The organism is Microvirga sp. VF16 (assembly GCF_016864375.1).
Lineage (GTDB): Bacteria > Pseudomonadota > Alphaproteobacteria > Rhizobiales > Beijerinckiaceae > Microvirga.
The window spans coordinates 549,572-568,299 of record NZ_CP069356.1 but is presented as its reverse complement, the minus strand read 5'-3'; the positions used below and the strand labels follow the sequence as shown (position 1 = coordinate 568,299).

Genomic DNA, 18,728 nt, shown 5'->3' with positions numbered 1-18,728 from the left:
CAGACAGCAAAATTCCCTGTTCTTCAGGAACGTCCGGTGTGCCCTGATTAAGCAGACATTCGGTTCGCTTCCGAGAAGTGCCATGAGCGGTCCTTCCCTAAACCCGCAATCTCAATCCGACAGCAGCAATCTCCGTTTCAGCCGCGGTGCCGAAGCGCCTCGACGAGGACCTCAAGACGAGCAATCTCACTCTCTAGGCGCCGCACCTGGGCTTCCAGATTACGTAAGTGCTCGCCTCTCGGATCATCTATGCCGGAAAGCGCCTCGGAATACAGACGCATCTTCTCCAGAAACCAGTTCATCTTTCTTCCTCGTCTTTCGGATACTCTCAGATCTGCGCTATTCAGCTGCCGCAGCAAGGACGGGAAGCCTTTGCGGCTCAGTGCCGTGCAGTGCCTCATGTTCCTCATCGACGACCTCAGGCTTGATCCGGAACCACGCCGCATAGAGGGCCGGCAGGAAAAGCAGGATCAGCACCGTGCCGACCGCCGTGCCGCCAATCAGCGTGTAAGCCATCGACCCCCAGAAGACGGAATGCGTGAGGGGGATGAAGGCCAGCACAGCGGCAAGGGCGGTCAGGATCACGGGCCTCGTGCGTTGCACCGTGGCTTCGATGACGGCGTGATAGTCGTCAAGACCGGCAGCGCGGTTCTCCTTGATTTGTTCGGTCAGGATCAGCGTATTGCGCATCAGGATGCCCGCCAGTCCGATCAGGCCCAGAATGGCGTTGAATCCGAAGGGCTGGCTGAAGGTGAGCAACATAGGCACGACGCCGACGAGGCCAAGCGGTGCCGTCAGCAGCACCATGGCCATTGCCGAGAAGGATCGCACCTGCAGCATGATGACGATCAGCGTAACGGCGATCATGGCCGGGAAGACTTTGCCCAGCGCGGCGTTTGCCTTGGCCGCCTCCTCGATCGATCCACCCAAATCGATGTGATAGCCGACCGGAAGGGATGCGATCAGCGGCTGAAGCGCCGTCATGATCTGCTTGGAAACCTCTGGAGGCTGGGTCGCCTCATTGATGTCCGAACGGATCGTGATGACGGGCGTGCGATCGCGGCGCTTCAGGATCGGCTCTTCCAGACGGACTTCCGAATGGCCGATCTGGTCGAGCGGAATCTGGCGGCCGTCCCGGCTCATCAGTGAGAAATCCGCCAGACGGGTCGGATCCAGCCGCTCGCCGCCGGCGCTGCGGGCCACGATGGGGACATTGCGGATGTCCTCGCGGACCTGCGTAACCGGAATGCCGGTGAGGAGGAACTGGAGCTGCTGGCCCACCTCCGCCGGCGAGAGGCCGATGAGGTTCAGGCGATCCTGATCCGGGACAAAGCGCAGCACGGGCGTGCGGTTGCCCCAATCGCGGTTGGCCTGCCGCACGTCCGGGACGCCCCGCATCGTATCGAGGGCTTTTTCAGTGATCGCGTACAGTTGCGCGGGATCAGGTCCCATGACCCGGAACTCGACCGGGAACGGCGTGTAGGGTCCGAACACAAGCTGCGTGACGCGCACATAGGCCTCGGGTGCGAGCCCCTGTGACACCGCCTCTCGGAGCCGGTGCTTCAACGCCTCGCGCGCCTCAGCGTCCGGGGTCAGCACGACGATCTTGGCGAAGGCAGGATCAGGCAGCTCCGGCGCCATCGCGAAGAAGAAGCGGGGCGCGCCCTGACCGACATAGCTCGTGACAATCTTGGCCTCGGGCTGGTCGTCCAGCCAGTGCTCGAGTTTCCCGACCGCAGCGGTCGTCGTCTCGATGCTGGTGCCCTCCGGCAGACGGACCTCCACCAGAACCTCGGGGCGGTCGGAGGTTGGGAAGAACTGCTGTTTGACGGCGCCCATGCCGACACCGGAAAGCGCGAAGGCGATGCCAACGATGCCGCAGGTGACAAACTTGTGGCGCACGGCAAAGGTGATCAGCCCTCGCAGACGCCGATAGTTCGGTGTATCGTAGATCGCGTGGTGACCGCCCTCGATCGGTTTGATCGCGGGCAGCATCTTGACGCCGAGATAGGGGGTGAAGACCACCGCGACGATCCAGGAGACGATGAGGGCGAATCCCACGACCCAGAAGATGTTGCCGGCGTATTCGCCGGCCGTCGAACGTGCGAAGCCTACCGGCAGGAACCCGGCGATTGTCACGAGCGTTCCCGATAGCATCGGCGCCGCCGTGTGGCTCCACGCATAGGCGGCCGCCTTGATGCGGTCCATGCCCTCTTCCATTTTCACCACCATCACCTCGATGGCGATGATGGCGTCGTCCACGAGAAGACCAAGCGCCAGGATAAGGGCGCCGAGCGTGATGCGGTCGAAGAAGCGGCCTGTCTCCAGCATGATGAGGAACACAACCGCCAACGTCAGAGGGACGGCAGCCGCGACGACGATGCCGACGCGCCAGCCCAGGCTGAGCAGGCTCACCAGCAGCACCACGCCGAGCGCCATCGCGAACTTCATCATGAATTCATCGACCGCCGAGGTGATGTTGACGGCTTGGTCGGTCACCTTGTCGAGCGTCATCCCGAGCGGCAGTGTTTGTGCGATGGCCGCCGTCCTGTCCTCCAGCGCCTTGCCGAGCGCGAGACCATCCCAGCCCTCCTGCATCACCGCCGCGAGCATGATGGTGGGCTCACCCTGACGTCGGATGAGGTAGGTGGGAGGATCCTCGTAGCCGCGGCGGACCTCGGCGATGTCGGCGAGCTTCAGCGTCCGCCCCGCAGCGACGATCGGCGTGTCGGCGATCGCCTGGACACTGTCATAGGCGCCGTCGACCCGGATGAAGACCCGCGGCCCCCGGGTGTCGATCGAACCTGCCGGTGTGATGCTGTTCTGCCGCTGCAAGGCGGCGACGATGTCCTGTGCTGATACGCCGAGGGTTGCCAGCTTCGCGAAGGAGAACTCGACGAAGATCTGTTCGGGACGTTCCCCAAGGATGTTGATCTTCTTGACACCGGGCACGTGCAGGAGGTCCTGACGGATCACCTCGGCTTGCCTGGCCAGCTCACGCATCGGCATGCCCTTGGCCTTGAGCGCATAGAGGGCGAAGCTCACGTCCGAGTATTCGTCATTGACGAAGGGGCCGAAGACGCCGGACGGCAGGTTGCGGGCTTCATCCCCGAGCTTCTTGCGCGCTTGGTAGAACTCCTCTTGGACCTCCGATGGCGGCGTGCTGTCCTTCAGCGTAAGCGTCATGAGCGCAAAGCCCGGGCGCGTGGTCGTCTCAACCCGGTCGTACCAAGCCAACTCCTGGAGCCGCTTCTCGAGCGGTTCGGCGACGAGATCCTGCATTTCGCGCGCCGTCGCGCCCGGCCGCGCCGCCGTGACCGTCAAGTTCTTGATGGTGAAGCTCGGATCCTCAGCCCGGCCGAGCATGACGAAGGCGTAAGCGCCGGCGGCCACCAGCAAGAGGATCGAGAACAGGGTGACGGCCCGTTCGCGAACGGCGAGAGCGGAGAGATTGAGGCTCATCAGTTGCTCCTGCTTTCCAACGCAGTCCTGACGTGAGCGCCCTCCTGCAGGAGATGAGCGCCGAGCGAAACGATCGGATCACCAGAGCTCAGTCCGGAGATCACGGCGGTTTCGCCGCTCACCCGAACAAGCTTGACGGGCTGAAAGCGTACCGTCGAGGTGGCGCTGTCCAAGACCCACACGCCGGTCTTGCGGCCGTCGTCGAGCACGGCTCCCAGCGGCACCTGGACTTCCGGCTGGCCCGCTTGGCTGGCCAACCGAATGGTTACCGTCGCGCCAAGCGGTGCTGCCGCGGCCTCACCGTCGAGCACATAGCGGGCCTCATAGGTGCGGGTCTGGGGATCGGCGGCATCGGACAACTGCCGCAGGTGGGCCGTGTAACGAATTCCATCGCTTCCATAGATGCGGGCCTCGGCCGCCGAGCCGATCACCGGCCGGATCGTCTCGGGAAGCGCGACCACGGCCTCCCGGGGGCCGGCCTGGGCAAGACGGACCACGAGCTGTCCGGCCGAGACCACTTGCCCCGGCTCGCCAAGTGTTTCGACCACCGTTCCGTCCGCGTCCGCCACCAGGATCGAGTAGGTCGCCTCGTTCTCGGCGACCCGTGCTTCGGCTTCAGCGGCGGCGAGTTGCGCCTCGGCTGTATCCGACGCGGCTTTCGCTTGCTCATAGCGCTGTCGGGAAGCCCATCCGTTGCTGACCAAGTTGGCGTATCGCCGCTCATCCGCATCCGTCTGAACGACGGACGCACGCGCTGCGGCAACGGCGTTGCGCTTCGCCGTGAGCGCAAGGCGAAGGTCGGTTTCGTCGATCCGCATCAGCGGCTGACCAGCCTTGACCTGTTCTCCGACATTCACCAGCCGCTCCACGATCTTGCCGGCGACGCGAAAACCGAGATTGCTCTGCACCCTCGCTCCTATGATGCCTGTGAAACTGCGTTCGGATCCGGTCACCCGCGCTGCGATCACCAGTCTGACGATCGGTGGTTCCTGCCTTGGGTCGCTCACGGCAGAGGCTTGCTGCGTGCGAAAGGAAAGGGTGAAGACTGCGGCCGCCCCGGACACTGCGATCAGGAGGCCCCCCAACGCGATAGCTGGTTTCTTCTTCATGCCCGTCGCCTCGATAAAATTAGATTGCGTTCGCACTCTATATCGGATATAGATTACGAATGCAATCTAAAAAAGGAGAACGGCGATGCGCGTGAGTCGCGTTCAGGCTGAGAAAAACCGCCAAACCGTGATCGATGTGGCCAGCCACCTCTTTCGGGAACACGGCTTTGACGGCATCGGCCTCAAGGACCTGATGGAGAGTGCCGGGCTGACCCAAGGCGCGTTTTACAAGCAGTTCGCGTCGAAGGACGACCTGGCGGCGCAGGCGTCCAGACGGGCGTTGGAGAGTGCCTCCCGCCGGTGGTCCGCTGCCGCCGAGGCTAATCCGCAGGACCCGCTTGGCGCCGTGGTCGGGTTCTATCTCAGCACGGGGCATCGCGCAGAGAGGATGGACGGCTGCCCGGTGGTCGCGCTCGGCTCGGATGCCGCGAGGCAGGGCGCCGACGTAAAGGCGTCATTCGAAGCCGGGGTCCGGGACTACCTCAAGATGCTCAGCCTTTGGGTTGGCGAGCCGGGCGGCGAGGAGCCCAGCGGCAAGGCCATGGCCATTCTTTCGACAATGGTCGGCGCGGTGCTCCTCTCTCGCGCCGTCAACGACGAGCAGTTGTCGAAGCAGTTCCTGCAGGCGGCCGCCGAGAGCGTGCTGACAGAGTCGTCTGCTGGCGATGCCCAAGAAGGACCGCGCCCATGACGATGGATTCTCCAACCAAAGCGCGCAACGCCACTGCTCCTATCTCCGGGTTGGCAGGCTGGTCCGGGCTTGAGCTCGTTGCGAGGCTGGCAGACGGGAGCATCCGCCGCCCACCGATGGCGGAGACGCTCCCTTTCACCTTGCTTCCTCCGGAGGAGGGCAAAGTCGGGCTCCTGGCTACGCCTGAGCCGCGCTTTTGCAACCTGACGAATACGGTTCACGGCGGCTGGATCATGACGATGCTCGACACCGTCATGGCGCTTGCCGCCCAGACGACGCTTTCGCCGGGCGAAACCTGTCCGTCACACGAAACCACCGCCAAGTTTGTCCGCCCAATCTTCGTCGACTCCGGCGAGATGCGCGTCATCGGCCATGTGGTCTCGCGCGGCCGGACCGTCATCACGCTGGAGGGCAGGATTGAGGACGCGCAGGGTAGGCTCCACGCGCACGGTACGTCGAGCTGCTTGGTGGTGGGCAGGAAGCCGTGATGTCCGCGTTTTCGATCGCAACCCCGGCGCCTTCCCAGCGCCGCCTGACGGGCGGCACCCTGTTCCTGCTCGCTGGTCTGGCTGCGCTCGGCGCGCTCGCCACCAACATCATCCTCCCGGCCTTTCCACGGATTGGCGCCGGCCTCGGCGTTTCTTCCCAGGAACTCGGCCTGACGTGGAGCAGCTTCTTCGTTGCCTTCGCGTTCGGACAGCTTCTGGCTGGACCGCTCTCCGACCGCTTCGGCCGTAAATGGCTGGTGCTGGGGGGCCTTGCAGTCTTTGCCGCGGGCAGTGTCCTTTGTGCCTTCGCCGACACCTTGTCCTTTCTGGTCCTCGGCCGCGTCATCCAGGCGCTCGGGGCTTGCGCCGCCTCGGTCCTGTCGCGCGCCATCGCACGTGACCTGTTCGACGGCGAGGCGCTCGCGCGGGCTCTGGCGCTGACCATGATTGCCGGCGCGGCTGCACCGGGCTTTTCGCCGCTGCTCGGAAGTGCGCTTGACAGCCTGTTTGGTTGGCGGATCACCCTCCTCGTCGTTGCGGCGTTTGGCGTGGTGCTCGCGCTGCATTATTCGACGAGCGTCGGCGAAATTCATCTGGCCGACCGCAGGGCGTCCCTGGCGGCTTCGGCCGCGGCATCCGCCTATGGCCGCCTGGCCATCGATCCGCGCTTTCTCCTTCCCGCCGTTTCAGTGAGCCTTGTCATCGGCGGGCTCTACACCTTCTTCGCGGCGGCGCCCGCCATCCTGATAAGTGAGCTGGGCCTTACCGCCTTTCAGCTCGGATTGTCCTTCGCGACTACGGTTATGATCGTCTTCGTGGCTGGGTTTCTCGCGCCGCGCCTGGCTCACCGCTGGGGCCAGCGCACCATTGGCATGATCGGCCTCGTCATCGCGCTGGCTGGCAGCCTCTTTCTGTTCGCATTCGCCGCCGCGCCGGCCCTCACCCCCTTCACCACGGCCATCGCGCTGTATCTGCTCGGCATGGGATTGATCAATCCGCTCGGCACTGCGATTGCGCTGCATCCGTTTGGAAGGCAGGCCGGGCTGGCATCCGCGCTGCTCGGTTTCCTGCAGATGGGCTGCGCGGCCATCGGCGCGTCGTTCGCCAGCATTCTGCCTCTTCAGCCGTCTGCTTCCCTTGCAGTCATCCTGACGACGGGTTCGGCGCTTGCCCTTCTGGTCTTTGTCCCTGTCGCAATGCGTCAGCCCAAAGCGGAGGTGCAAGCATGAAACACGTTCAGCGCGACGCTCTGTATCGCAGGAGAAGCAAGCGGCAGTCGCGAGCGCGTCCCCGCACAGGATCGAGCCACAGCTCGGCAGTGCTGCCCACGGACCCAGATCGAGAGGAAGATAGATGCGACGGATTGTTGTAACAGGCATGGGTGCGGTCACGCCCCTTGCCGCAGATGTCGAAACGTCCTGGTCGCGTCTCCTGGCCGGTTGCTCGGGCATTCGGAGGCTTCCGGACGATGTGGTGAGAGACCTGCCGGCGAAGATCGGCGGCGTGGTTCCCTCCTTGGAAGAAGACCCCGAAGCCGGCTTCGATGCGAACACCGCCATGGCGCCGAAGGACCAGCGCAAGGTGGACCGGTTCATCCTCTTCGCGCTTGCCGCTACGCAAGAGGCACTCGCTCAAGCGAAGTGGACACCCGTCTCGGAAGCGGATCGCTTGCGCACGGCCACGATCATCGCTTCGGGCATCGGCGGGTTCCCCGCCATCACCGAGGCGGTGCGCACGGTGGACCAGCGCGGCGTCCGCCGTCTGTCGCCCTTCACGGTACCGTCCTTCCTCGTGAACCTCGCGGCGGGCCACATCTCGATCCGCTACGGCTTCAAGGGGCCACTCGGCGCCCCGGTGACGGCGTGCGCGGCCGGCATCCAGGCGATCGGCGATGCCGCTCGTCTTATCCGTGCAAACGAAGCCGATATCGCCGTGTGTGGCGGAACAGAAGCATGCATGAATATCGTCAGTCTCGGTGGCTTCGCCGCGGCGCGCTCGCTTTCCACCGGCTTCAATGAGACCCCAGCCCAAGCCTCGCGCCCCTTCGACCTGTCGCGGGACGGCTTCGTCATGGGCGAAGGGGCCGGCATCCTGGTCATCGAGGAATTGAGCCATGCGCTTGCGCGCGGTGCGAAACCGCTCGCCGAACTCGTCGGCTACGGCACGACGGCGGACGCTCATCATGTCACCTCCGGCCCCGAGGACGGCGATGGTGCGGGCAGAGCCATGGAGATCGCGATTGCTCAAGCCGGCATTTCGGCACGTGAGATTCGCCACCTCAATGCGCACGCGACCTCCACGCCAGTCGGCGATCTGGGAGAAATCGAAGCAATCAGACGGGTCTTCGGCACCGATTCCTCCATCACTGTCAGCGCAACGAAGTCGGCAACCGGACACCTGCTTGGAGCCGCCGGCGGGCTTGGAGCCATCTTCGCAATCCTGGCGCTCAGGGATCAGATGGCACCGCCGACACTCAACTTGAGCGCTCCCGATCCAGCCGGAGACGGGATCGACTTCGTCGTAACCCAGGCCCGGCCATGGGAGATGGACTACGCGATCTCCAACGGCTTCGGCTTCGGAGGAGTCAACGCCAGCGCGCTGTTCCGACGCTGGACGGACGAGCTGGCCGGCGCGAGCACCGGGAGAGATCCATGATCGAAGCCTTGCCTCTTCAGGTTTTTCCCAACCCATCCAATGGCTGACGGAGAGAACGATGTCGAAACAATCGATCAGCTCGACAACGGGCGCTCCTGACGCAGCCGGTGGCACAATGAGCAGCTTCGCCGGAAAATGGGCGCTGATTACAGGAGCATCGAGTGGCCTCGGCCTTGAATTTGCAGATCTACTGGCGGCGCAGAAGGTCAATCTCGTATTGGCGGCCCGCCGGCAGGAGTCGATGGAAAAGCTCGCCTCCAATCTTCGCCGCAAATACGGGGTGGATGTGCTGGTCGAGGTGATCGATCTTGCCTCATCCGGCGCGGCCAATCGCCTGAAAAGCAGTCTCGACGCGAGATCGGTGGCGATCGACATCCTGCTGAACAATGCCGGATACGGCCTGCACGGCGATTTTCTGGAAACCCCGATCGAGCGCACCGTAGATATGATCCAGCTCGACATCACGGCGCTCACCGAGCTGACCTATCTCTTCGGCCGCGACATGGCTACGCGGCGATCTGGATATATCCTTCTCGTCGCCAGCCTCCTGGCCTTCCAAGCCGTTCCCAGCTACGCGGCCTATGCGGCGACCAAGGCTTATGTGCTCGCCCTTGGCGAGGCCCTGCATGACGAGCTCCGCCCGCATGGTGTGATCGTGACCACCCTCTGCCCGGGGCACACTGCGACCGGGTTCGATGCGGCAGCTGGCGCAACCGCCTCGGCCTTGTTGCGTCTCCTCACCATGAAGCCACGGCCGGTCGCCGCGAGCGGTATTCGGGCGCTCTTGCAAGGAAAGGCCATGGTGGTCGCAGGCCTGCCGAACAAGATGGCTGCCTTTTCAAACCGTCTGACGCCACGATCGATGCAAAGGGCCACGATGAGAAGGATCATGGGGTCTTAGGGTCTGTGGCCCCACGCTACACCGCTGGAAAAATGGCGCGCTAATTGTCTGGTGGCGAACGTCCGTCGTTTGCCGCGGGCCTTTAAGGACAGTGGCTTGCCCTTCTATCCCAGCGACAGCGCGATCACTGGCCTGCGCATTGGGGCAGAGGAGAACACGCGCGCCGTGTCGGATGCGTTGTTCGAGGCGGGCATTTACGCGCCTGCGATGATCTATCCGGTCGTGGTCCGCGGGGAAGCACGTTTGAGGATGCAGGTCAGCGCGGCGCACACCGACGGCGATCTGGATCAGGTGGCACAGATGATCTCCCGGTGCATCGGGCAGGCTTCGTCGTAAGCCCCCGCCGTCGATTGCCGTCGCGTCACCCGAACCCATGCGAGCACGGATGCAAGAGCATTCTGGGCGGGTGCCGGTGCCAGCTCCGCCGAGACTGTGCTTTAAGCACGTAGGTCTCGGACCGGCTAGAGTCCGCTCTGGGTCAGGCAGTGAAATTCGCGGACCTTGAGGAGCGTCCGGTTACGCGAGGATTGCTGCCCTTCGGCCAACGTCTCAGGAGTGCCAGTTGGAGACGTTCCGTTGCAGGGGCATCAGGTAAAAGGCGACACTGGCGATGGGATACGGATAGTCATCACCCACCTGGGCTAGGCTGACGAACCGTCAGCCGCCTTCCGCGAGAAACTGTCGGACCTCGTCGGCCAGCCAATCGCGCACGGCGCGAACCTTGGGGTGGTCGTGAGTGCCGGTGCGATAGACGAGGTCATAGCCCCGCTCGGCCTTGAGCCGTATCTGCGGGAACGGGGCCACCAGCCGTCCGGCAGCAAGGTCCTCTGCCACCAGGACGCTGCGCCCGAGCGCGACGCCTTCCCCGCGAATGGCTGCCTCGGTGGCCATACTGCCATGAGAGTAGATCGGGCCACGCACCTTTGGAGCGCCATCCACTCCCGCCGTCGCAAACCAGAGCTCCCAGTTTGCCAGCATGCGGTCGTCACGCAGCAAGCGGTCTTCATGCAGTAACCTGCACGCGGCAAGACTCTCAACCGTCACCAGTCCACCCATTTCAGCCCGATAGCCCGGGCTGCACACCGGCGTGAGGGTTTCCTCCAGGATCCGCTCCGCAACGACGTGCGGGTAGCGGCCATGGCCGTAGCGCACCGCCGCATCGATCTGCCCGTCGTTCAGATCGGCATCGGGATCGGTGATGTCGAGGTGGATATCGAGTTCGGGATGGCGCGCGATCAGCCGATGCAGGCGTGGTCCCAGCCACTTGCTCGCGAAGGAGATGCCCGTGCTGATGGTCAGGCGCCCTCCGCTCCTCTGCCCCCGGAGACGTTCGGCCTCCCAGGTCAGTTTCGCCAGCAGGCGGGAGACCGTCTCATGGAATTGGGCGCCTTCGTCCGTCAGGACGATTTTGCGGGTCAGGCGTCGGAACAAGGCGACGCCAAGATGGCCTTCAAGGGTCTTGATGTGCCGGCTCACCGCCCCGTGGGTGACATGCAATTCCTCTGCGGCTCGCGTCATGCTCAGCAGGCGTCCGGTGGCCTCAAAGGCCCGCAGGGTTTGCAGAGGGGAAGCCGGTCGAACATGGGCCTGCATGCGTGAGTTTGGCTCACACGTTATGTGAGAACAAATGGTTTGTCAGCCATGCCACCCGCTCCTACCACTCGGGACAGTCGCGACGTCACGTCATCTCCATGCAGAGTTGTTCATGTCGAGCCAGAGCACAGCGGGCACACACCCCAACTCCTCTCTTTCCCCTGCTGCTTCCAGCAACGCGGCCCTGTCCGTGCGCAGCCTTGCGGCCATGTTGCTGCTCGCCCTCATGTGGGGGCTGTCCATTCCGGTCACGAAGCTTGGTCTCCTGACGTTACCCCCGTTGACCCTAACGGCTCTGCGGTTCGCCATCGCCGTGCCGTTGTTGCTGTTCCTTACCCTCGGCAAGCAGCGGCTGCCGATGCGTGCGCTCCCCCGCATCGCCGCCCTCGGTGCCCTGGGCATCGGCGTGGGCCAGGTTGCCCAGGCCTTCGGCGTCGCCGGCACGTCAGCCTCAGTCGGCACGATCATCTCTGCCACCATTCCGGTCTTCGTCGTGGTGTTCGCGGCACTCCGCCTCAAGCAGCCTGTCCCGGGTCGGCAGAAGCTGGGCTTGCTGGCGGCGTTCGCCGGGATCGCGCTCGTTGCGTTGGGCAATGGAGATGGGGCGAGTGCCGTATCCGCAACCACCATGGTCGGCGCCGGCCTCATGGTGGTCTCCGCGCTGGCCATTGCGTTCTATTACGTCTGGAGCGTTGAGCTCACCCACGAGTACGGCACCGCCACCGTGGCGGCCTGGAGCACCTTGTTTGGCTTCATCGCCCTGCTGCCTTGGACAGGCTGGGAGATGTGGCACGTTCCAGTCCACCTCACCGTTGAGGCCGTAGGCGCCGCGGTCTATCTCGGGCTCGCGGTGAGCGTCGCAGGTTTGTTTCTATGGTTGAATATCCTGCGCACCGTCCCGGCTGGGATTGCCGCCAGCGTTCAGTACCTCCAGCCGGTGTTCGGCATCGCCGCTTCATCTGCGATGTTTGGTGACGAGATGGGAGTGCTCTTTGCCGTCGGCGTGATCCTGGTTCTGGGTGGTCTGGCTCTGACCATGACCTCCCGCAGCAAGGCAGACGAAGCGCCTTAGGAATTGGCGTGATGCGAGCAGAGATGACGGTGAGTTCGCTTGGCCTCCAGATCGGCTAGAGGTCTCCGTCGGGTCAAAGGACTAAACCGCTACCGCGGTAGGATATGCCGGCTCTGTCGGCGTCTGGAACGATCATAGAGGTCACGCCGGGACGTGTCCGGCCTGAGAATGGAGAGGTTTCCTCCACCCTCAGGACAGGAGCCTCCCATGACCCACGCGTCCGTCAGCCCTCTCCGTCAGCGCCTGATCGACGACATGACGATCCGCCATTTCGCCCCGCGCACGCAGCAGGCTTACATCCGCGCCATCCGCCGCTTCAGCGCCTTCCTCGGCGCCTCCCCCGACCAGGCCGGCTTCGAGGACGTGCGTCGCTACCAGCTCTTCCTGATCGAGACCGGCGCCAGCCCGCCCACCATCAATCACGCCGTCACGGCCCTGCGCTTCCTCTTCCAGGTCACCCTGCACAGGCCCGAGGTCATGCAGCAGATCCCATTCGTGCCCGAGCCGCGCAGGCTGCCGGCGGTCCTCAGCCCCGATGAGGTTGCCCGCCTGATCGAGGCTGCCCCCACCCTCAAGTCCAAGGCGGCGCTGAGTGTCGCCTACGGCGCGGGCTTGCGCGCCTCCGAGGTCGTCACCCTCAAGGTCAGCGACATCGACTCCACCCGCATGGTCATCCGCGTCGAGCAGGGCAAGGGCCGCAAGGATCGCTATGTCATGCTCTCGCCGCAGCTTCTCGCGCTCCTGCGTGCCTGGTGGAAGGCGGCCCGGCCGCAGGGCTGGCTCTTTCCCGGCCAGAACCGGGTCAACCCGCTCACCCCGCGTCAGCTCAACCGCGTCTGTCATGCCGCCGCCCGCCTGGCCGAGATCGACAAGCCCGTCAGTCTGCACACCCTGCGCCACAGCTTCGCCACCCATCTGCTCGAGCAGAACGTCGACATCCGCGTCATCCAGGTGTTGCTCGGCCACACCAAGCTCGACACCACCGCCCGCTACACCCGCGTGGCCACCCAGATCATCCGCACCGTGATGAGCCCGCTCGATCATCTGCCTCTCGCGGATCCGCCCGCCTGAGGGCGGGCCCCATGCCCCGCCCGGCTCTCGAGGTGGCGGAGATCTTCCGCGCCCACGGGGCTGTCTGGCGCGCCGCCCATGCCGGCCATCTCAGCCTCGGCCAGATCAAGGTGATGAGCGCCATCGAGGCCTGCCGCACGGCCGCGCTCGGCGGTCATGTGGAGCGCTGTGAGACCTGTGCCCAGACGCAGATCGCCTACAATTCCTTGTATGGGGATTTTTCTGTCAAGTCGGTGGTGCGGTTCTCAGCATCTTTTTCCTTGAGTCTCTCGACTGCCGGCACCGAGGCCAGAAGTAAGGCAGTCGACCGCGAGGGTGAGGCGGGCGTGAACCCGGATCAGGAACAGGGCGAGCAATGCGAGGGGAGCCTGCCTCGGGGCGCAAAGCATCGCGCCGCGACCTTGTATTCGGTTGGGTCCGCTCGGGACCCTGACCATGAAGCAGTCAATGGCTTCAGCAGCAAGGCTCCGAGGCGGCGGGCCCATTCTGCCGACGGCATTGGAGCCATGGAATTGTTCGGGTCACCGCCACCTCGAATCGCTACGCCTGGGTTCGTCGCGACAGGCGATCCGTCGCGCAACAACCCTGTCGCGTGTTCAGATCGTCGGCCGTAGCGCGACGCCCGCCGGGATGTCGCCAATGGTGACCATGCGCCAAAGCGCAATCAGGAGCTTGCGGGCGAGCGCGACAATCATTGTGGTCTTGCGTGCTCCCTTCGGGCCATCAGTCCGCGCCCGGTACCATTGCGCGAGCGCGCTGCCGCTCTGGAACCTCAAAAACCGCCAGGCGAGTTGGATCAGTCCGCGACGCGCGCGGGGATTGCCTGCCTTGGCCAATCCTTTCTCCCGCCGCCTCTTGCCACTCTCGTCGGGCGAGCCCGTGAGGCCAACATAACGGGCTACAGCTCGCCGGTCTCGAAGGTTTCGGGACAACACCTCCTGTACCAACATGTCCGCAGTTTCCACTCCCACACCGACAACGCGGGCCAACAGGCGTACCATAGCGTGTGGCCCTGCTGCCGGCGCGTTTTCCAGGCGCGCAAGGCGGGCCCGTTCGATCCCATCGATCTGTTCGCGCACGACGGCGAGCCGATCCATGTCACGTCTGATCTCGTCGAGCGTGTTCGGTGGAATCGGAACACCCTCCGGCGTGCGCAAGGCGGCGAGCCGTTGCGGCGCCTTGCGCAAGGCCGGTTTGAACCCGCGGATGCCGAGCCGGGCCAAGGCCGCCTTCATGCGGTTGATGATCCGTGTACGCTCGCCGACCAGGCTTTCCCGTTCACGGCTCGGGCGCTTGGCGTCCTCTTGCTCGAGCGTTGGGATCGCCACCATCCGGCAGTGTCCGCGCTCGCCACGCAGCCATCCCACGAACACGCGCATCAGCATCGCCGTATCCAGCCGATCGGTCTTCGCGCGACGATGCTCGCGTGACACCGCGACGCTCGTCGAATGGACCACGTGCGCTGTGATGTCGCGCGCCTGCAGCCACCGCGCCAGCCAAAACCCGTCCCGTCCCGCCTCAAAGGCGAGGGCAATCTGTCCAATCATCTTGCCCGCCTTGATCGCCTCCAACCGCCAGCGCTCCAGCAGCCGCAGCAGCGCAACCGGGTCCGGCTCCTGCTTCTTCACGGGTTGGCGCTCAATGCCTGGAATCAACCCAGCGACGAGCCAACTGGCCTCGCTCAGCTCAACGACCACCGTCAGGGTAGTATTTTGATCAAAGGGAGCAAGGGAACGGCTTAGATCACTGACTTGACTCATGGGGCACATCCTTCCGTTTCATCGAGCACCGGAGACATTATTTCACGCCCGGGCCGCTCTCCCCATAGCTTCTGCCGCAACCGGCACTGCCCAAAATGCCAGGGCGCGGCGGCCCGGGACTGGCTCGCTGATCGCGAAGCCGAGCTGCTGCCCGTGCCCTACTTCCACGTGGTGTTCACGCTGCCGGCCGCGATCGCCGATCTCGCCTGGTCCAACAAGGCGGTGGTCTATGATCTGCTGTTCAAGGTCGCCGCCCAGACCCTGCTCACCCTGGCGGCCGATCCCAAGCATCTGGGCGCGCGCATCGGCTTGACGGCGGTGCTGCACACCTGGGGCTCGGCCCTGACGCATCATCCGCATGTGCACGTGATCGTGCCCAGCGGCGGCATCGCCTTGGATGGGAGCCGATGGATCGCGGGCCGGCCGGGCTTCCTTCTGCCGGTGCGGGTGCTCTCGCGGCTGTTCCGACGCCTGTTCCTGGACGGGCTGTCCCGCGCCCAGGCGACCGGGCGCCTGGGCTTCTTCGGAACTCAGACGCATCTGGCCCAGCCGAAGGCGTTCAACGCCTGGCTGGCGGCGCTGCGGCGGATCGAATGGGTGGTCTACTGCAAGCGCCCGTTCAGCGGGCCCGCCGCGGTGCTGGCCTATCTGGCGCGCTACACGCACCGCGTGGCGATCTCCAACAGCCGGCTGATCGCCTGCGATGCGGATGGGGTCACCTTCCGCTGGAAGGATTATCGGGCCAAGGAACGTCAGCGCTCCAAGGTGATGCGGCTGAGCGTCGATGAGTTCATCCGTCGCTTTCTGCTGCACGTGCTGCCTGACGGCTTTCATCGCATCCGCCATTACGGGCTGTTCGGCAATGGCGTGCGTCAGGAAAACCTCGCTCGTGCGCGTGCGCTGCTGGCGGTGGTCGGGAAGCCCCTGGCCGATGCTCCTGTACCCGACGCCTTGATCGCGCCGTCGCGGTGTTGCCCGTGCTGCGGCGGTCGCATGATCATCATCGAGCGGTTCGCCCGCGGATGTGCATCGCGTTCTGCGCCCCCTCACCCCATCCGGATCGACACCTCATGACCGCTCGCCTGCCCGCCCGTGACCCTCATGCTTCTGATGACGGGTGCTGAATCCGATGCTCGGGCGCTCGCTGTTTTGCCCCGTGCGGTGATCACGATGCATCCCCATCCGTGCAGTTGGCACTCCAAGAGTTTCATCGGCCGGGCTCGCGGCGGCCTTCACAGCGAGTTCACCCACACCGGATCCGGTCAGTGATGGTTGCTCAACACCCGATGCCGACGCCACAATCCCCATAACATCCGCAGCGTCAGCACGGTGTTCCGCGGTTTCCTCCTTTGAGGCTTATCGAACGCCTGCCGCTCGTGCCGCGGCTCCGTTCCGCCGCGGCAGGCATCCAACAAGCCTTAACACTCAAGCCTTAACACTGCAGACCTTTCTGAGACCTTCCTTGGTCTGCTGCCGGGGATCACAATACTTCAAGCTGGGCTCATACCGTCACTTGGGTGCCAACTTCCACCACGCGACCAGTCGGGATCTGGAAGAAGTCCGTCGCGTCGCTGGCAGACTTGGCCAGGCTGATGAAGAGCTTGTCCTGCCAGAACGGCATGCCGCCATGGACGGAGGGCCGGATCGAGCGGCGGGACACGAAGAACGACGTGGTCATGATGTCGAACTTGAACCCCTGCTTGCGCAGGAGAACCAGTCCGCGCGGGATGTTCGGCGCCTCCATGTAGCCGAAGGCCATAGTCGCGCGCCAGAACGAGTCCCCCAGGTGCTCGATCCGAACGCGCTCGTCATCGGCAACGCGCGGCGCATCCTCGGTCCTCACTGTCAGCACCACGTTCTGCTCGTGCAGGATCTTGTTGTGTTTGAGATTGTGCAGCAGGGCCGCGGGAGCTGTGTCGGGATCGCTGGTCATGAACACGGCAGTGCCCTTGACCCGGTGCGGCTGGCTCTTCTGGAGCATGGTGACGAGTTCGAGCAGCGGCACGTCGACCTTGCGGGTCTTCTCGAACAGGATGCGTGTCCCGCGCCGCCAGGTCATCATGAGCATAACCAGCAGGCCGCCAACCAGCAGTGGCATCCAGCCGCCTTGGGGAATCTTCAGGGCGTTCGCCGCCAGGAAGATCGCGTCGACGGCCAGGAAGGGCGCGATGACGGCGGCCGCGAGCCACGCTGGCCATTGCCAGAACCGCCAAACCACGAAGAAGGCCGTGACGGCGGTGACCACCATCGTGCCGGTGACGGCAATGCCATAGGCGTGCGCCAGGGCGCTCGAGCTCCTGAACACGATGACCAGCAACAGGACGGCCGCAAGCAACAGCCAATTCACCCGCGGCACGTAGATCTGGCCCTTCTCGGTCTCAGACGTCCACCGGATCTCCATGCGAGGCAGGAGACCGAGCTGGATCGCCTGCTGGGTCAGGGAGAACGCACCCGTGATCACCGCCTGGCTGGCGATGATGGTGGCGAGGGTTGCCATCGCGACCATCGGGAGCAGCGCCCATTCGGGATAGAGCAGGAAGAAGGGGTTCTCGATCTTGGTCGGATCAGCCAGGAGCAGGGCGCCCTGGCCGAGATAGTTGAGCGCCAAGCAGGGCAGGACGAAGCCCAGCCAGGCAACCTGGATCGGTCTTCGCCCGAAATGGCCCATATCGGCATACAGCGCCTCCGCGCCCGTGACAGCCAGGAAGACGGCGCCGAGGGCGAGAAGGCCAGCCGTGCCATGGGTGGCCAGGAAGACGATGCCGTAGGTCGGGCTGATCGCTTGCAGGATGCCTGGATCGTCGGCGATGTGAAGGATACCGCCCAGGGCCATAAGAGCGAACCATAAGCCGGTGATCGGCCCGAACCAGGCGGCGACCCGGGCCGTGCCGTGGCTCTGCACGGCAAAGAGGCCAATCATGATCACCAGGCTGAACGGCACCACGTAAGGCTCGAAGGTGGGCGTCACCAGCTTGAGGCCCTCGACCGCCGATAGGACCGAGATGGCCGGGGTGATGATGGCGTCGCCATAGAAAAGGGCCGCACCGATCATCCCCAGCAGGGCGATGATGAGGATGTTGTGCCCCACGGCTTTTTGCGCCAATGCCATGAGCGTGAGCGTGCCGCCCTCACCATTGTTATCGGCACGCAGAATGAAGAGCACGTACTTCACCGTCACGATGAAGATCAGCGCCCACAGGATCAGCGACACGATGCCGAACACCATCTCGCGCGCGACGGTCCCGCCCGCCGCCGCGGCCGAGAGGGACTCCTTCAGGGCGTAGAGCGGGCTCGTACCGATGTCGCCATATACGATCCCGAGGGTGCCCAGCGTCAGGGTCCAGAAGCCGGATGCGTGCGGGGCCGCGGGTTGGGCTGTTGGCTCCGCGGGGCTGGGCTGGCTGGAAGCCGTTGCGGTCATTTACCTCTCCACCCCATGTGTGATGGAGGCCGCTCCGGCCCTCTCCATCCGCCTGAACGCCGTGACGTTGCTTGGAGCCCGGCCCTGAGCCTTCAGAATCTGGACATGCACGAGAGCACCAAAGATCGCGAGCGCCGGGTTGTCGTGCTGGAACTCGGCGACGTCATCGACCCAGTTGATCGCAAGACCGCGGACGCCGATCGCACAGTTCCAGCGGCTGTCGTCACAGGACAGGCGGTGGATCACCCAGTCCGGCAGCTCACAGCCGATCAGCCAAAACCCGAGATCGACCCAGGCTTCCGCGTCGATCAGGCGCCGAACGAGATCGTCGGGCTGGGGCGCTGCCTGGAGCCGAGGACACGCGCGGTGGAGAAGCTCCGTCACGAGGCCTCCCGTCGGCTGGGAGGCCCCTCGATCCGCGACAGAAGCGAGCGGAGATCTTGTTCCTGGTTTTGCTTCGACCACATCTTGGCTGTCCAAACAAGTTGGGACCGGACAACCCGCG

General features: G+C 64.5%; 16 protein-coding genes and 1 pseudogene. 10 read left to right on the top strand and 7 right to left on the bottom strand.

Going from position 1 to position 18,728, the window contains the following annotated elements; translation table 11 throughout:
• Positions 1–137: 137 nt before the first annotated feature.
• Genes JO965_RS34995 through JO965_RS34985 form a run of 3 tightly spaced genes read right to left on the bottom strand, consistent with a single transcriptional unit; the run spans position 138 to position 4,571 of the window.
• Positions 138–302: a hypothetical protein gene (locus JO965_RS34995; RefSeq protein ID WP_203446551.1), complete on the bottom strand. Its 165-nt coding sequence runs from the start codon at positions 300–302 to the stop codon at positions 138–140.
• Between the two features lie 37 nt (positions 303–339).
• On the bottom strand, positions 340–3,462 hold the full coding sequence (locus JO965_RS34990) for an efflux RND transporter permease subunit (protein ID WP_203446550.1): 3,123 nt from the start codon (positions 3,460–3,462) through the stop codon (positions 340–342).
• Positions 3,462–4,571, bottom strand: a complete 1,110-nt coding sequence (locus JO965_RS34985; protein WP_203446549.1) for an efflux RND transporter periplasmic adaptor subunit — start codon at positions 4,569–4,571, stop codon at positions 3,462–3,464. The genes JO965_RS34990 and JO965_RS34985 overlap by 1 nt, the downstream gene beginning before the upstream one ends.
• Positions 4,572–4,656: 85 nt before the next feature.
• Between JO965_RS34985 and JO965_RS34980 the strand changes: the two genes are divergently transcribed.
• From JO965_RS34980 to JO965_RS34955, 6 genes are all read left to right on the top strand, one after another.
• Complete coding sequence (locus JO965_RS34980) at positions 4,657–5,262, top strand: TetR/AcrR family transcriptional regulator (RefSeq protein ID WP_203446548.1); 606 nt, start codon at positions 4,657–4,659, stop codon at positions 5,260–5,262.
• On the top strand, positions 5,259–5,750 hold the full coding sequence (locus JO965_RS34975; protein WP_246777180.1) for a PaaI family thioesterase: 492 nt from the start codon (positions 5,259–5,261) through the stop codon (positions 5,748–5,750). Before JO965_RS34980 ends, JO965_RS34975 begins: the two co-directional genes overlap by 4 nt.
• Complete coding sequence (locus JO965_RS34970; protein ID WP_203446547.1) at positions 5,750–6,979, top strand: Bcr/CflA family efflux MFS transporter; 1,230 nt, start codon at positions 5,750–5,752, stop codon at positions 6,977–6,979. Before JO965_RS34975 ends, JO965_RS34970 begins: the two co-directional genes overlap by 1 nt.
• Positions 6,980–7,103: 124 nt before the next feature.
• Positions 7,104–8,405: a beta-ketoacyl-ACP synthase II gene (gene fabF / locus JO965_RS34965; RefSeq protein WP_203446546.1), complete on the top strand. Its 1,302-nt coding sequence runs from the start codon at positions 7,104–7,106 to the stop codon at positions 8,403–8,405.
• Positions 8,406–8,520: 115 nt separating this feature from the next.
• A complete protein-coding gene (locus tag JO965_RS34960) occupies positions 8,521–9,306 on the top strand; it encodes an SDR family oxidoreductase (protein WP_203446688.1) in 786 nt (261 codons plus the stop codon).
• A gap of 51 nt (positions 9,307–9,357) precedes the next feature.
• Positions 9,358–9,642 carry an aminotransferase class I/II-fold pyridoxal phosphate-dependent enzyme gene (locus tag JO965_RS34955; RefSeq protein WP_203446545.1) on the top strand — a complete coding sequence of 95 codons (285 nt, stop codon included), beginning with the start codon at positions 9,358–9,360 and terminating at the stop codon, positions 9,640–9,642.
• Positions 9,643–9,963: 321 nt separating this feature from the next.
• On the opposite strand, the gene gcvA is transcribed toward JO965_RS34955, so the two are convergent.
• Complete coding sequence (gene gcvA / locus JO965_RS34950) at positions 9,964–10,899, bottom strand: transcriptional regulator GcvA (protein WP_246777178.1); 936 nt, start codon at positions 10,897–10,899, stop codon at positions 9,964–9,966.
• Between the two features lie 208 nt (positions 10,900–11,107).
• Here gcvA and JO965_RS34945 point away from each other — a divergent pair, with 208 nt between their 5' ends.
• The 3 genes and pseudogenes from JO965_RS34945 to JO965_RS34935 form a co-directional block, all read left to right on the top strand.
• Positions 11,108–11,971 (top strand): DMT family transporter, encoded by an 864-nt coding sequence (locus tag JO965_RS34945; protein ID WP_203446687.1) that lies wholly within the window; start codon positions 11,108–11,110, stop codon positions 11,969–11,971.
• Positions 11,972–12,178: 207 nt separating this feature from the next.
• The gene (locus tag JO965_RS34940; protein WP_203446544.1) at positions 12,179–13,042 is read left to right on the top strand and encodes a tyrosine-type recombinase/integrase; all 864 of its coding nucleotides are present in this window, start codon (positions 12,179–12,181) and stop codon (positions 13,040–13,042) included.
• Positions 13,043–13,053: 11 nt separating this feature from the next.
• Positions 13,054–13,248, top strand: a pseudogene (locus tag JO965_RS34935) (transposase zinc-binding domain-containing protein); the annotation flags it as partial.
• A 390-nt stretch (positions 13,249–13,638) separates the two neighbouring features.
• Here JO965_RS34935 and JO965_RS34930 read toward each other — a convergent pair.
• Complete coding sequence (locus tag JO965_RS34930) at positions 13,639–14,802, bottom strand: IS110 family transposase (protein WP_203446543.1); 1,164 nt, start codon at positions 14,800–14,802, stop codon at positions 13,639–13,641.
• Between the two features lie 36 nt (positions 14,803–14,838).
• Between JO965_RS34930 and JO965_RS34925 the strand changes: the two genes are divergently transcribed.
• Positions 14,839–15,876 (top strand): IS91 family transposase, encoded by a 1,038-nt coding sequence (locus JO965_RS34925; RefSeq protein WP_371826992.1) that lies wholly within the window; start codon positions 14,839–14,841, stop codon positions 15,874–15,876.
• Between the two features lie 427 nt (positions 15,877–16,303).
• Here JO965_RS34925 and JO965_RS34920 read toward each other — a convergent pair whose 3' ends face one another.
• Positions 16,304–18,223, bottom strand: coding sequence for a potassium transporter Kup (locus tag JO965_RS34920; protein WP_203446542.1), 1,920 nt, complete (start codon positions 18,221–18,223; stop codon positions 16,304–16,306).
• Positions 18,224–18,607: a hypothetical protein gene (locus JO965_RS34915; protein ID WP_203446541.1), complete on the bottom strand. Its 384-nt coding sequence runs from the start codon at positions 18,605–18,607 to the stop codon at positions 18,224–18,226.
• Positions 18,608–18,728: the final 121 nt, after the last annotated feature.